A 15,509-nucleotide genomic window follows, 5' to 3' on the forward strand; every position below is an offset into this window, starting at 1 on the left:
TGAAATTAATAATATATAATGTAATTTTTTGCGTATAATATTTATTTGAGCTTGATATTATGTAAATAATTAACACTACAACGTTATAGTCTTGGTAGTTGTTGATAAAAAGTTAACAAGAAGCAACCGCAAATTTTTTCTGTTTGTAGAATTTTAAAAGTTTTCTTTAATCCTTGTTAGTTAGTTATTTAGTTAATTTTTCTTATAGATTGATTTTAAATTTTGTTTTTGCCGGTAACAGGGGAGTTAGGAGGAGAGCGCAGTTGATTTTATTGGCTATATATTTTATAGGTATTTAATTGCAAACGGAATTCCGACAGTTTAGAATATAGCTAAAGAGTTTCATTTAAGTCCTAATTATCTCTCTGATATGTTACGTATACAGACCGGTAAGACAACGCAACAGTATATCCAAAATAGAGTAATAGAAAAAGCAAAAGAACTTTTATCGACGACTTATATGTCTGTATCTGAGATTGCATACCGATTGGGTTTTGAATATCCGCAATCGTTTCATCGTTTATTTAAAAACCAAGTGACCGTTTCTCCATTAGAATTTAGGCAATCTTTTAATTGAAAATTAATTTATTCTAAAGAGCTGTTTTTTGAATCTTTTAGTTGTATAAAAATTACAGTGTTAAAAAAAACAAGTCGTCATTCTTTTTTTTCAGAACCACTTTAGTTTTTTGTGGCAAAATTGAAGTAAACTCCATAAGAATAATGCGTTTATTATTGCAGCAGAAAACATGAATTGTTTCACATAAAATACTTGAAATACAGATCTTAATCATATAAAATTCATTGCTCAGCTCTATTTGGTTTGAAAAAATTAAATGGAGCTGATTTTTTTTGAAGTTGCACTACGTCAGTAAGTTAATGTGGTATTTTCCATTGTCAAAAAATCTCTTTTTTTGATATAATTAATGTAAATACATATTACTAAAACTGGTTTTAAAATGTTAGGATAATTATAAAAAACAACGCTTTTGCATTTGAAAATTATTACAAAAAACAATCCAAAAGCCAAAGTTAAGTAGAATCTAATGTAGGTAGAAAGTCCTTGTTTTATTTTTCGAATAGCAAAAAGTTTAATCTCGATTAACTTTATCTTTTTTTCTGTCTGTAAGATGTTAAATATCTGTTTTATAGTGACGCGAGTACCTATGTGGTATGTGTTTTTTAGGATATACACTGGGTTATGGAATACATTTGCCCCATGTTTTTATGTAATGTGATTATTGTTCCCAAATCAATTTCATATTATAAATTATGTACTTAACCTCAAGAGTTTTTGAAAATAGTGGCTGTTATTTTTCTTGTTAAACAAAGTTAACAGATTACAAAAATCAAATTATTTTCTACCAAAGAATTACTAAGTTATTAATGCAAACTAAAGATTTGAAGGGTATCTAATTATTGTAAAAAAGCGCACAGGATTTTGCCTTTGCTGCTGTTTTATATAAGAATGAATATTGGATCAAATCTTAATGTTGTGTCTAATAAATGTAATTACTCATTAGAGTGTAATAGTTAAACGGCTTATATATTATTATGAATCATTTTTATTTTTTGAGGCGGGTTATGCCTTGGACAAAATTATTTTATAAAATCTTTTTTAATCAATTTGAAAATAGTAAAACTGCGAAACAATGAAGAAAATTACTTTAATTAAAAAAAACGCTCTCGAAAAGGTTTTTCACCGAAAATCGGTTTTATTGTTATTGCTGTTGGTAAATTTTGCAATGCAGGCACAAGCAACCTTGCCTGCATTTTCTCTAAGTGTGACACCAACTGCAGAGACTTGTAGAAACAATGGTGCATTAACATTCAGTACTACAGGAACTAATCCTGGCGCTATTGTTACCTATGCAGTTTACAAAGCTCCAAATTTTATCTCTGCAATTGCCACTACAACAAGTAATGCTTTTACAGGGCTTAGCGGTGGAGCTTATCGAATCATAGCGACGCAAAGTATGATTGGTCACACAAGTAACAATCAAATATGGGATGGTAATGTAGCGGGAAACCTTAGTCCGTTAAGTTTTACAATTACAAAAACCGATGTGACTTGTCCAGATTCTGGTGCAATTAATGTCACAATTAATGCAGGTACTCCTGCAGCTATTAATGCTTATAAAATTACTGGACCTATGACAGTAGGGCCTCAGTCTACTGGTAGTTTTACAGGCCTTAGCGGTGGCTCTTATGTAGTATCTGTTACAGATAATTGCGGTGAAATTGTAACTCAGACAGTAACCCTTACTGTGTTTACGCCTAATGTAATTTTTACATCTAATACTGATGGAGTTAGTAGCTACAATACAGAAAATACAACTTGTGGTTCTGGTAATTTCAGACAATTTTTGTATGCAGGAGCAAGTAATAATGTAATGGTGTATCCGCTTAAATTTGATTATATCGTTCATCCACCAGGTGGAGGAGCTGATATTACAACTTCTAAAATCATAACTGGCTCAAATCGTTTCGGGAGTACTATAGATGATATAACTACTTCGATTCCACTTTATAACACACCTTACGTGTTAGATTTGAAAGTAACAGATGCTTGTGGAAATGTATTTACCGCGACAAGGAATATTAATGCTCCGGCACAAGTAACTGCGCAGGTTATACCGGCTGATTGTTTGGGTTCTTATTTTTCTTTGGGCACACAATACATGGCAAGTCCATTGTCATATCAGGTAATATCTGCACCGTCTGGATATGTTATTGGAGGTCCGTCTGGTTCAAATCTTATTGGTGGACCGGGAAATGCAGTACCTGATGGATCTTATGAAGTTCGTGTAACGGATGCCTGCGGTATTTCTATCGATAAACAAGTTACTGTATCAACTCCTATTGCATCTGTGTGGACATTTCAGGGAATTGGCTGCGGTGCTGGGAATGGTTCCTTTTCTGTATCACAAAATATAGCTACTTATACCTTTACAAATGCAAGAATTATGGCAGGTCCAGCTGCTTTTTCTGCTTCCTATCCTGTAGACGCCACTTCCTATATATCTTCAGACGGTTATAATGTTTTTCTTCAAGATGTTCCTGGAGGGAAATATAATGTGGAAACAACAGATAATTGCGGACATATTATTACTACTGTTTTAACTATAACAGGTTATGATCAAGGAAATGTAGTAGCCTCAAAAGTTCAAAAATGTAGTAGTTTCGATGTTGATTTGAATGTAACGGGAGATAATCTCGTCGCTGCAGATCAGAATATCTATTATTGGTTACAAATAAAAGACCCTATCAGTGGTAATTGGGGGCATCCTATAAATGGAGGTTACTCTGGTAATATTCCTGATGGGACAAATGCTCAATCTTTGACAAATGGACAACAACAAGGTTCATGGACTACACCAGGAACTTATAGAATTGTAAAAACTTTTTCGACACTTAATTTAGGACCGGGAGTTGCTCATTGGGGATATGGAAGGCAATGTTTTGATGTTTTGTCTACTTTTGATTATGCTACAATGGGACTAAAAGCGAAAGATTTATATTCTTTTGAATGTTCAGATGGTGTAAATTATAATGCTTCGATAACAGGTTATGACGGTGTAGAGCCTTATAACTATGCTATTACAACAAAAAATGGCGCTCCATTTACAGTAAATAATGGCAGTAGTAATCTTTTCACCGGTTTAACTAGTGGTATCTATAATTTTACAATTACAGATGCTTGTGGTAATGTGGTTAATTCTTTGCTTGATATTGAAAAAGTAGGATTACCAAAACTTACGGCTGTTAATATATGTAATGGTTCTACAACAGGAAAGCTTTCTGTGGATGGAGTTCCATATCTTAATTTTAGTTGGACAAAAGACAATGATCCTACAGTATTGAGTACTTCTTCAACGTTATCTTTTCCAGTATTTAATGTGGCTGCCAATACAGGAACTTATCATGTAAGACTTACTTCATCTCTTCCCGGATCTTGTGTAGATGTTGTTTTAGACTATCAGATAACGTCTAATTTAGATAACCCAAATTCTGGGGCAGATAGTTTAACAGATGTTTGTAGATCGGTTACCAACTTAGATTTAAATACATTACTTCCTGTTACTGCCGATCCTTATGGAACATGGGTAGAAACAACTAGTCCATCAAGCGGAAACTTAAATGGTCATCTTTGGTCGCCATCAGTATCTGCAACAGGGGCATTTACATTTACATATACGGTAAAGGGGTTATGCTCTGGAACTTCTGTATCAACTTATACGATTAACAATACGGCTGCACCGGCTGCACCAACTGCAAATGTAAGTCAACCTACATGTGCTTTGGCAACTGGTACCATTACAGTAACTGTTCCGGTAGCAGCTTCAAATATTACCTATACACTAACAGGAACAAATCCTATAGGTGCAACTATGACTAATACCACCGGTGTATTCTCAGGATTAGCTTCAGGTACTTATGATGTTACCGCTTCTGCAGGAACATGTGAATCTGCGGCAACTAGCTTGACTGTCAATACACAGCCAATAACACCAGCTACAGCATTATTTGGTGCAGTAACTCATCCAACATGTTCTACAGGAACAGGAAGCTTTGCTATTACCAATTATGATGCTGCAAAAACATACAATTTTACACCAAATACAGGAGTAAATATATCGGCTGCGGGAATTGTAACAGCGTCAGCAGGAACCTATACTGCAACTGTTACAGATGCAACTTCGGGATGTACATCAGCAGTTTCGGCTAGTTCAGTAATTAATGCACAGCCATTAACACCTGAAAAGCCAACATTAGGTACTGTAATACAGCCTACTTGTGCTATTATAACAGGAAGTTTTGCAATTACCAATTATGATGCGGCTTATACCTATACTGTTACACCAACAACAGGAGTAAACATATCAGCAACAGGAGTTGTAACAGCTCCAGAAGGAAGCTATACAGTAACGGCAACATTGGGAACTTGCGTTTCGCCCTCTTCAACAAGTGCAGTTGTTAATACACAACCAGTTACACCAGTACAACCAATCTTGGGTACTGTAACGCAACCAACAACTTGCGGATCTCCAAGTGGTAGTTTTGCAATTACCAATTACAATGCAACTTATACATATGAAGTTACACCAATTACAGGGGTGAGTGTATCAGCCACAGGAATTGTAACTGTTCCGGAAGGGACATATACAGTAACTGCAACATTAGGAGTTTGTAGCTCATTAGCCTCAAGTACAACAATCAATGGAGCACCTTTGGCACCAGCTACAGCATTATTTGGTGCAGTAACTCAGCCAACATGTTCTACAGCAACAGGAAGCTTTGCTATTACCAATTATGATGCTGCAAAAACATACAATTTCATACCAAATACAGGAGTAAATATATCGGTTGCGGGAGTTGTAACAGCTCCAGCAGGTACCTATACTGCAACAGTTACAGATGCAGCTTCAGGATGTACTTCGTCAGTATCACAAAACGTAGTAATCCAATCTGTTATTTGTGCTGTAGCAGATGATTATAGAGCAACACCAATTAACGGAAAATATGGAGGTACTACGCCAAATGTATTATTAAATGATACTTTGAATGGAGTACCAGTTATACCATCAGATGTTACTTTAACAGGAGTAAGAGTTCCGACAGGATTAACTTTAAATGCTGATGGTACAATTACAGTGGCATCAAATACACCAGTTGGGCATTATGTCGTTACGTACCGTATTTGTGAGAAGTTAAATCCAACAAATTGTGATACAACAACAGCAACAGTAGTTGTAGAAACAGCTATAATTGAAGCTATTACTGATCATTATACAGCTACGCCAATTAATGGAAAAGACGGAGGTACTACACCAAGTGTATTATTAAATGATACTTTGAACGGTTCAACTGTTGTATTATCTGAAATAAATTTAACAGAAGTAGCTGTACCTGCAGGATTGACATTAAATGCTGATGGAACTATTACTGTAGAGCCTGACACTCCAGCAGGTAATTATGTAGTTACTTACAATATTTGTGAGAAGTTGAATCCATTAAATTGTGATACAACAACAGCAACAGTGGCTGTAGCCACAACTGTTATTGATGCAAATGCCGATGATTATTCAGCTACACCAATCAAAGAAAAAGACGGTGGTACAACACCAAGCGTATTACTAAATGACACCCTAAACGGATTGACAGTTACAGCAGCAGAAGTAAACTTAACAGGTATAACTATACCTACTGGATTTACATTGAATACAGACGGAACAATTACAGTATTACCTAATACTCAGTCAGGTAATTATATCCTTACTTACAGTATTTGCGAGAAGTTAAATCCAACAAATTGTGATACAGCGACAGTAACAATAGTTGTAGAACCAACTTGTACTATTGAGGTTTTTAATGCTGTTTCACCAAATGGAGATGGAGAAAATGATCTGTTTAAAATTAATGGATTAGAGTGTTTCCCTGATAACACTGTAGAAATTTATAATCGTTGGGGAGTTTTAGTGTTCGATCGTGATAATTATAATAATTCAGACAGAGCTTTTAGAGGAATATCTGAGGGTCGGGTAACGATTAAACAAAGTGCCGAATTACCTGTAGGAACTTACTATTATATTTTAAAATATAAAGACGATGCTTCAAATGGACATTCAAAAGCAGGGTACTTGTATCTAAACAGATAAATTTAAATTAATCTCTGAGAACGGGAAAGCTTCCCGGCTCAGGGATTTAAATAAAAAAATAGATGAAAAAAAGAATAATAAAATTTGTTGTGCTGCTGGCAACAATCACAAGTTATGCACAGCAAGATGCTCAGTTTACACAGTATATGTATAACACTGTAAACGTTAATCCGGCCTATGCAGGATCTCGAGAAACAATGAGCATTTTTGCTTTGCATCGTACACAATGGGTAGGACTAGATGGTGCACCAGTAACTAATGCGGCATCGATTAATACACCAATTAACGGCAGTAATTTAGGAATAGGAGTTTCTTTTGTTAATGATAGAATTGGTCCTTCAGATGAGAGCAATATTGCTGTAGATCTATCCTACACAATTCATGCGTCAGATCGCTATAAATTGTCTTTTGGATTAAAAGCATCAGCTGATTTATTAAATATTGATTTTAGTAAATTGAATCAATCCGATAAGAATGACTACACTTTTGAAACTAATATTGATAACAAGTTTTCTCCTAATATAGGAGCAGGGGTGTATTTACATTCTGATAATACATACATTGGTTTATCGGCTCCACACTTGTTAGAGACCAAACATTTTGATCGCTATGCAGGTTCTGGATCTAATACTCATGTAGCTAAAGAGAACATAAATTTATACTTAATTGCAGGTCACGTATTTGATTTAAGTTATAATGTAAAATTCAAACCAGCCTTGCTGACCAAATATGTCCAGGGAGCACCTTTGCAAGTAGATGTATCTGGAAATTTTCTAATCAACGAAAAATTTACCGCTGGTATTGCCTACAGGTGGAGTGCTGCATTAAGTGCCTTGGTAGGATTTCAAGCAACCAATTCCTGGTTTATTGGGTATGGATATGACTTAGACACTACCAGATTAGGAAATTACAACTCAGGATCGCATGAAATCTTTTTTCGATATGAATTGTTCAATAAATATGATAAAATCATTTCTCCAAGATTTTTCTAAACCACTACTATTATGAAAATAAAAACGATTCTTTATAGCACTATTTTTAGTTTCCTAGCCTTGCAAAGTTACGGGCAAAAAGCGGGAATAGATGCCGCAAACAAGAAATATGAAAGGTATGCCTATGTTGATGCTATTGCTACCTATGAACGTATAGCAGAGAAAGGGTACAAAGACGAAAAGATGTTCCAAAAGTTAGGTAATGCGTATTACTTTAATGCCCAATTGCCTAAAGCAGAAAAATGGTATACGGAACTTTTTACAATGAACCAAAACCAAGAACCAGAGTATTATTATCGCTATTCTCAAACACTCAAGTCGATAGGTAATTATGCTAAAGCAGACCAGATGTTAGAGCAATTCAATATCAAGTCAGGCAACGATTTAAGAGCTAAATTATTCGATAATAATAAAAATTATCTGGAAAAAATCAAAGCTAATTCAGGGCGTTTTGATATAGCCGATGCCAATGTTAATTCAATATATTCCGATTATGGGAGTTCTTTTTTAGATAACAAATTAGTTTTTGCTTCAGCAAGAGATACTGGAGGAGTTTCTAAAAACGTGTTTAAATGGACCAATCAGTATTTTACTGATTTATATACCTCAGAAATAAAAGCTGGTGGAGAAATGGGAAAACCAGAACTCTTTAGCAAAAAAATCAATTCAAAGTTTCATGAGTCAACACCTGTATTTACCAAAGATGGTCAAACGATGTATTTTACTCGAAACAATTATTTAGATCATAAAAAAGGGAAAGACGGTAAACAAGTAACCCTGCTGAAACTCTACAAAGCCACTTTAAAAGACAAGGAATGGGGGAATGTAACCGAATTACCTTTTAACAGTAATAACTATAGCGTTGCACATCCAGCATTAAGCCTTGATGAGAATACATTATATTTTGCCTCAGATATGCCGGGAACATTAGGGCAATCAGATTTGTTTAGTGTTGCAATCAATAGTGATGGCAGTTATGGTGTTCCCGTGAATTTAGGGAAAATGATTAATACTGAAGGAAGAGAAACCTTTCCGTTTATATCGGGTGATAACGAGCTTTATTTTGCAAGCGACGGACATCCTGGACTCGGAGGTTTAGATGTATTTGTATCAAAGATGAGAAAAGGCAACAGCTTTGACGAAGTACAAAATGTTGGTGCTCCAATAAACAGTTCTCAAGATGATTTTGCATTCTTAATAAATAGCAAAAACAGAAATGGATTCTTCTCATCAAATAGAACAGGCGGCAAAGGCTACGATGATATTTATCGTTTCTTAGAAAGGAGTAAACTTACTTGCGAACAATTGTTATCTGGAGTTATAACAGATCAAGAAACTGGGGCAATTTTGACGAATTCAAAAATAAGCCTGTTCAATGATCAATTCGAGTTAATAGCTACCGTAACAACCAATTCTAGTGGAAAATATAAGTTTGATGCTGAATGTGGAAAAACATATTCTGTACGTGCAGAAAAAGAGAATTACGAAACCAAAGAAGAAAAAATCACAATAAGAAGCATTACTGGTAAAACAGAATTACCATTGCAGTTAGAGAAACGAATCAAACCTATAGAAGTAGGCACAGATTTAGCCAAAACGTTCCATATACCAATGATTTATTTTGATTTAGATAAATCATTTATTGGTAAAGAAGCAGCTTTTGAGTTAGAGAAAATACTGGCTGTAATGAATGATTATCCGGGAATGAAACTTGATATCCGTTCACATACAGACAGTAGAGCAACACATCGATACAATATTGCATTATCAGACAGAAGAGCCAAATCAACAATAGCATGGTTAGTAAAAAACGGAATTGCAGCAAATAGACTAACAGGAAAAGGGTATGGTGAGACCCAATTGGTAAACCATTGTTCTGATGGTGTAAAATGTAGCGAGCAAGAACATCAGGCTAACAGACGAAGTGAGTTCGTTGTTATCTCTATTAACTAAGATTATGTCAAAGAGAAAATAACACTTTTTTCACTAAATATAGAAGGGATAGGCATTTATGGTAATTATTTTGGTTATCGTTACAGCTGATTCCCTTCTTCTTAATAAAATACCACTGTATATATGCATATAAACGAACAAAAATATATATAGATAAAATCTAATATTTTGAACATACAACAATTAGAATATATTGTTTCATTAGACAAACACCGTCACTTCTTAAAGGCTTCAGAAGCTTGTTTTATTACGCAAGCAACTTTAAGCGGTATGATTAAAAAGCTTGAAGAAGAGCTAAATGTCATTATATTTGATAGAAGCAAACAACCGGTTCGACCTACAGATATTGGAATAAAAATAATAGAGCAGGCAAAAATTGCATTACAAGAAACCAATAGAATAAAAGAAATAATTGGTGAAGAAACGGGTGAGGTAAAAGGAGATCTCAGGATAGGAATTATACCATCACTAGCGCCTTATTTATTGCCACTTTTTATAAAAAACTTTATGGAAAGCTATAAAGACGTCAAGTTGGTCATAAACGAGTTAACAACCGAAAAGATTCAGGAAAAATTAAAGAATGGTACAATAGATGTCGCCATATTAGCCATTCCATTATTAGATAAAGCGTTAAAAGAAGAAACCTTATTTTATGAAGAATTCTATCATTATGGTGATTTAAACTCCGCTTCAGCTAAGAAAAAATACATTGTTCCTGAAGATATAGATTCCAACAAATTATTATTACTCGAAGAAGGGCATTGTCTTCGAAACCAGATTGTAAATTTATGCGAATTGCGGGTTAAAGGCACGTCAGATCTAAAAATAGAGTATCAGTCGGGTAGTATCGAAACCCTTAAGCAAATGGTAGATCTAAATATGGGTACGACAATTCTCCCAGAGCTGACAGTTTTGACCCTGAATAAAGAGCAAAGAAGTAAAACCAGTCGTTTTATATCTCCATATCCTGTTAGAGAAATTGGATTGGTATATTATAATCTTTTTGTAAAAAAGAGATTAATAGAAGCTCTAAAAAAATCAATTCTACAGACTATACCAGACACGATGTTATTAAAGAAAAATATGTCTGTTATACCTGTAAAACAGTAATATAACCTGCTTTGAAATCAAAAAAGTTAAGCATTTAGAACTATAACTTTTTTGATTTATTTATATTAATATCTTTCATTCAGCAATTGCCATTTCTAAAAATAAGTAGATATTAATCTGTAACCTATGTAGGATTATTCTACGCGATATTTTAGACAAAAAAGTTATTTTTTATTAAAATAAAAGTTGCTTCAAAAGCAATAATAGGCATTTGGAGATTCTGATAAATAACAAATTAAATAAACGATTATGAAACACAATGGAAAATTTTTAGCAGCTATTTTCGTAATGGCACTTTTGACAGCATGTAAGAAAAGTGATGACAAACAAATTCAGGATAAAAATAATGAACCCACAAAAATGGTTGAATCAAATCATTTCTCAAAAGAGCAGCTTGTGGGTGATTGGGTGCAGCCCAATCCAATTAACAACAAGGAAGTGCAGGGGGTTAGTTTACTGGAAAACGGAACAGCTAAATCTATCAATATGGCAACGCTGCAATATGAAAAATGGTGGATGGATAATGAAGAATTATTTCTTGTGGCAAAAAGTATCGGAAATCGTCAGCAATCACTAGATACATTGCCGTATAAAATAATCAAATTAAATAAGAGCAACTTATTTATAAAATATAATGATGGTAATGATCAGGTTGTAGAAGAATACAGCAAGAAATAAAGGCCCTATTTAAACAATAAATAATGGAATCAAAAGGATATTAGTATACGATAATCAACATGGATTTTCTGAATTTTTAATAAGGAATTTGGGAAATTAATTGATTTTGAAATTTACAAAACTTTGATTCCATTAGTTATTTAGACACTCTTCAAGTAGAGTGTTCACTTATCATTTTTGTAATTTATTCAGAAAGTGATTTGTTTTATTAAAATACATGCAAAGGGGCTTCCTATTATGATAGGTAGTTATACAGCAATACTCCGCGCACCTGGCAACAATAAAGGTTTTAGTTTTATTGATATTTCTAAACTCAAAAAGGAATTATTTAAAAATTTTCAATTTACTCTTTATACTTAAAAGCTACGTAAGTCAGTGCTTTAATGTCTCATTTTGAGATTATTGATTAGACTATTAGTTTTTAACTATAATATCATAGAAAATACCAGTTTGATTTAAATATACAAGTTTAGTAAATTTGCAAACTAATTGTTTTACTGTATGTTATGATAAAGTAGTTGTGATTTGCTATAATATATCGTTCAGACAATCATTATTAAATAAAAAGTTATAGTATAGAATTAAGAAAAGAAACAGCCTGAGGGCTGTTCTTTTTTAGATAATAAATCTCAATAAAAGAGGGTAAATTAATTAATTTTTGCTCGATTTGATTGAAAAATAGAATTGAAATAACAATTAATTATGAGGAGTTTTCTGTAGTACAAAATCTACAAAGCAGCCACCCGGAGTTTTATAGATTTATAATTTTATTGATGGTACTTTTGCATTCTGGTAAAGTGCAAATTTTTAAAAGCTTCAAAAGCGTACTAAATTTTAAAAAGAGTTTATTATAAACACACAAATCTTACTTAAAACAGTAGCCAAACTTATTTTTTTTAAGGAAATAAGGATGATTAATAATGCTATTATTTTAGAATTAGATCTAACATATTAGAAATTATTAGCTATTAATTAATAACAAGTGTTTTACATAAGTTGATTATTAATTTATCAATAAGATTTACCAAGAAAATTTATTGAGAGAATAAAGTAAGAAATAAAGCCAGTAGCAAAAATTGGTAGTTCTTAATAAGTAATTAAGAACAATAAAAGCAGAGGCAACGCCTTGTAGAATAGAATAAATGAATAAAAAAGATGTTTCAAAGTAAGTTTTTATTAGTTAAATATATACGGTTATATTTTACTGTTTTTTATATTGTTTTTGGATTGTGGAATAGTTACGGACAAAGAAAGAATTTGACAGTAAAGGAAATTGATAGTACTTTAAATTCGGTAAATCAGTTTTTAAGAGACTCTCCAAATGAAGGTTATGAAATTTCAAAAAACATATATCAAATTACATTAGTACAAGGTTATCGATTAGGTTCCTCCCTGGCTTTATTAAACATGGGAAACTGTAAAGGGAAACTTCGTGACTATGACAAGGCATTGAATTATTTAGAAAAATCGAAAGAGATAGCACAAAAAATAAGCAATGATTCTCTTATGCTTTACGCAGATTTTGCTATTGCAATCCAGCATGGAAGAATGCATCTTAATAAATTGGCACTCTCTCAATTAGACAATTGCCTGACAAGAGTTAATTGTTTAGATGGAAAATCAAAATTTTGTTTTTTAGGTAGATTATATACTTTTAAAGCTAGTTTTTCGGCCGGTCTAAAGAATAAACCAACACTTGAAGAGTTTATAGAGCTACATAAAAAAGCATCCTATTATTTTAGTAAAAACCCGCAAATTCCCAATTATGCTCTAATAAATATAGGTGATACCTATATGTCAGCAGGGAAACTTGATTCAGCCGAATACTATTTTAAAGAGGCATTATTAGATTATAAAAAAAAGAAGATAAACTACACAGAGATAATACTAAGTAATCTGGCTGAAGTTTATTATAAAAAGCATGGCTATGCAGAGGCGATTGCCTATTTGGATAAATCTACTGTATTAGCAAAGCGCAAAAAAACCTTTTATATTCTGGAATACAATTATGGACTGTATAAAAAGATAGCTGAAGAAAAAGGATTAAGACAACAAGTGTTGGATTATCAAAAGTTGGAATTAATTTATAAAGATAGTACCCATATAGCAGAACAAAAAAGTATGATAGCGGCAACCAATTATGTTGTTTCTAAAGCAGAGGTTGAAAAGGAAGTATTAATAAACAGAAGTACGATTTTGTTATTAATTGCTGGATTTCTTATCATTGGCTTATTGCTATATTCTTATTGGCAGTTTTGTTATAAAAATAAATTAAAATTAGATACACAACAAAAGAAGAAAGAAATAGAACAAAAAACGACTCAAATTGTATCCCTAAAAAAGAAAGTAACAACATCTTATGATGAGGTAATAGAAATGGCTAAAAAGAATGATCCATTGTTTGTAGTTGTATTTAAAGAGTTGTATCCTGATTTTTATTTAAAATTGATTGCTAGACAACCCGATTTAACGATAACCGAACAAAAAATTTGCTTTTATCTGAAACTTAAATTTTCAACTAAAGAAATTGCAGATTACACTTTTGTTACTGCTAAGGCAATACAGAATAGAAAAAATCGCTTACGGAAACGACTTTTTTTAGAGGAAGGAGAAGATATTTACAAATATTTCGACCAGTAAATAGTAGATATAGTATAAGAATCTAGTTGAACAAGGTATTTTTGTCATTAATACATAACCATAAAATGATTCAATGCAAAGATGGAGTTACTACATTTAGTCGGACGAGTTTACAGTACTGAATTTAAATCATCAGCGGTACGATTAAGTTTCGAGTAGAAAAAAAACGGAGAAATCTATAGTACTCAAGAGGAAGCAGGTAAACTATAAGTCATTTTGATGATTTATAACAGGAAAATCATACATTTGAAAATAACTAATTATGCCATATTTATAGAAGATATGAATTAGTTAGCGATATTTAGCTAATGAGATAAACAACAACTAACCTGACTGATAAATGGAAAATTTAAGAATTAACCCAATCCTTAAGAAATACACTGTTTTGATCTGTTTGGTTATTTCGGTGCTTTTGATTGTAAAAGCAAGCTTAGTTTATCCAGGAGGATCATTGCTTGATAAAAATTCTATTGGGTTTGACTGGTCAAAAAATTTCCTGAGCAATTTGTTTACGGCAAAAGCACTAAATGGTGCAGAGAATCCCGGCAGGATCTGGGCAATCATTGCAATGGCTTTTCACTCGGTTGGTTATGGTATTTTTTTTATCAATATGTCAAAAAAGATTTATTCAAAACAATGGGCTAATGTTTTAAAATTTATAGGTATCACCAACTTATTACTTATTTTTTTAATTGCAACACCCTTTCATGACCTGGGAACCCTATCGATCATTTTAATATTGGTCGGTTTATTTATTATTACAGTATTTATCCTAAAGTCAAAACTTCATTTTCTAAAAATTTGTTGTATTTTCTGCCTATTGACTTTTTACTGCTTCTTTTTCCTATTTGGGTTTGGCTATTTAGGTTTGGCAGTAATCATGCAAAAAGTGTATAATGCAAGCTCGATATTATTAATTTTAGCATTAGAATACTTCACCAGACATGAAGACTTTGTAGAAACTAAGTCAGTAGAGAAAAAGATATAGTACTACCTCACTCCTGAATCAGATTTGTTTTAGAAAAGGAGTTGGAACACTGGCGACATTTGATTTTATCTGTGAGATTTTTAATTTTGAAGGTCAATAACCTGCGCTATTGATTTAGTGAATTGTTAGGCGGATTAAAAAAATATAATCGACCCTATTGGTAAATCAATTACTAAATCAGGAAGATGGTTTCAGGAAAAAAAGTATTCAGGAAATTGTAAAGAGGGGGTATGTAGTATGCAAAATTTCCGGAAGGGTATCTCAGACCAAGTGGAATTATGGAAATCGGAAGATTTAAAAATGTATTTGATGTAGTTTTTGAAAATTTCACTACAGAAACAATTATATTTGAATCTGACTGCCAAGGGTAAAGCCTGGTCAGAAATTACCGAAAAGCAAATATTAAATTGTAAATATACTTTATTTTCAATTTTATAAACAGCGGTGTTTATGAAATTGATTATAGTTGTTTTTTTATGAAACTTGAAAACT

Annotated in this window: 7 protein-coding genes and 1 pseudogene; all 8 read left to right on the forward strand. The window is 32.8% G+C overall.

Going from position 1 to position 15,509, the window contains the following annotated elements:
- Positions 1–295: 295 nt before the first annotated feature.
- Positions 296–577: pseudogene (locus KHA98_RS20495) on the forward strand (helix-turn-helix domain-containing protein); the annotation flags it as partial.
- A gap of 1,072 nt (positions 578–1,649) precedes the next feature.
- Positions 1,650–6,656, forward strand: a complete 5,007-nt coding sequence (locus KHA98_RS20500; RefSeq protein ID WP_213259858.1) for a T9SS type B sorting domain-containing protein — start codon at positions 1,650–1,652, stop codon at positions 6,654–6,656.
- Between the two features lie 62 nt (positions 6,657–6,718).
- On the forward strand, positions 6,719–7,648 hold the full coding sequence (locus tag KHA98_RS20505; protein ID WP_213259859.1) for a PorP/SprF family type IX secretion system membrane protein: 930 nt from the start codon (positions 6,719–6,721) through the stop codon (positions 7,646–7,648).
- A 12-nt stretch (positions 7,649–7,660) separates the two neighbouring features.
- Positions 7,661–9,601: an OmpA family protein gene (locus KHA98_RS20510; RefSeq protein WP_213259860.1), complete on the forward strand. Its 1,941-nt coding sequence runs from the start codon at positions 7,661–7,663 to the stop codon at positions 9,599–9,601.
- A gap of 168 nt (positions 9,602–9,769) precedes the next feature.
- Positions 9,770–10,711: a hydrogen peroxide-inducible genes activator gene (locus KHA98_RS20515; RefSeq protein ID WP_213259861.1), complete on the forward strand. Its 942-nt coding sequence runs from the start codon at positions 9,770–9,772 to the stop codon at positions 10,709–10,711.
- Between the two features lie 249 nt (positions 10,712–10,960).
- Complete coding sequence (locus tag KHA98_RS20520) at positions 10,961–11,389, forward strand: lipocalin-like domain-containing protein (RefSeq protein ID WP_213259862.1); 429 nt, start codon at positions 10,961–10,963, stop codon at positions 11,387–11,389.
- Positions 11,390–12,544: 1,155 nt separating this feature from the next.
- The gene (locus tag KHA98_RS20525) at positions 12,545–14,029 is read left to right on the forward strand and encodes a tetratricopeptide repeat protein (RefSeq protein WP_213259863.1); all 1,485 of its coding nucleotides are present in this window, start codon (positions 12,545–12,547) and stop codon (positions 14,027–14,029) included.
- 340 nt (positions 14,030–14,369) lie between these two features.
- Positions 14,370–15,017 (forward strand): hypothetical protein, encoded by a 648-nt coding sequence (locus tag KHA98_RS20530; RefSeq protein ID WP_213259864.1) that lies wholly within the window; start codon positions 14,370–14,372, stop codon positions 15,015–15,017.
- Positions 15,018–15,509 lie beyond the last annotated feature (492 nt).

The sequence above is a fragment of the Flavobacterium branchiicola genome, from assembly GCF_018383905.1.
Classification (GTDB): Bacteria; Bacteroidota; Bacteroidia; order Flavobacteriales; family Flavobacteriaceae; genus Flavobacterium; species Flavobacterium branchiicola.

What these genes read in the sequence shown, in the direction of transcription:
- KHA98_RS20500 (WP_213259858.1), top strand. Translation starts at nt 1,650, where the DNA reads ATGAAGAAAATTACTTTAATTAAAAAAAACGCTCTCGAAAAGGTTTTT.
- KHA98_RS20505 (WP_213259859.1), top strand. Translation starts at nt 6,719, where the DNA reads ATGAAAAAAAGAATAATAAAATTTGTTGTGCTGCTGGCAACAATCACA.
- KHA98_RS20510 (WP_213259860.1), top strand. Translation starts at nt 7,661, where the DNA reads ATGAAAATAAAAACGATTCTTTATAGCACTATTTTTAGTTTCCTAGCC.
- KHA98_RS20520 (WP_213259862.1), top strand. Translation starts at nt 10,961, where the DNA reads ATGAAACACAATGGAAAATTTTTAGCAGCTATTTTCGTAATGGCACTT.
- KHA98_RS20525 (WP_213259863.1), top strand. Translation starts at nt 12,545, where the DNA reads ATGTTTCAAAGTAAGTTTTTATTAGTTAAATATATACGGTTATATTTT.
- KHA98_RS20530 (WP_213259864.1), top strand. Translation starts at nt 14,370, where the DNA reads ATGGAAAATTTAAGAATTAACCCAATCCTTAAGAAATACACTGTTTTG.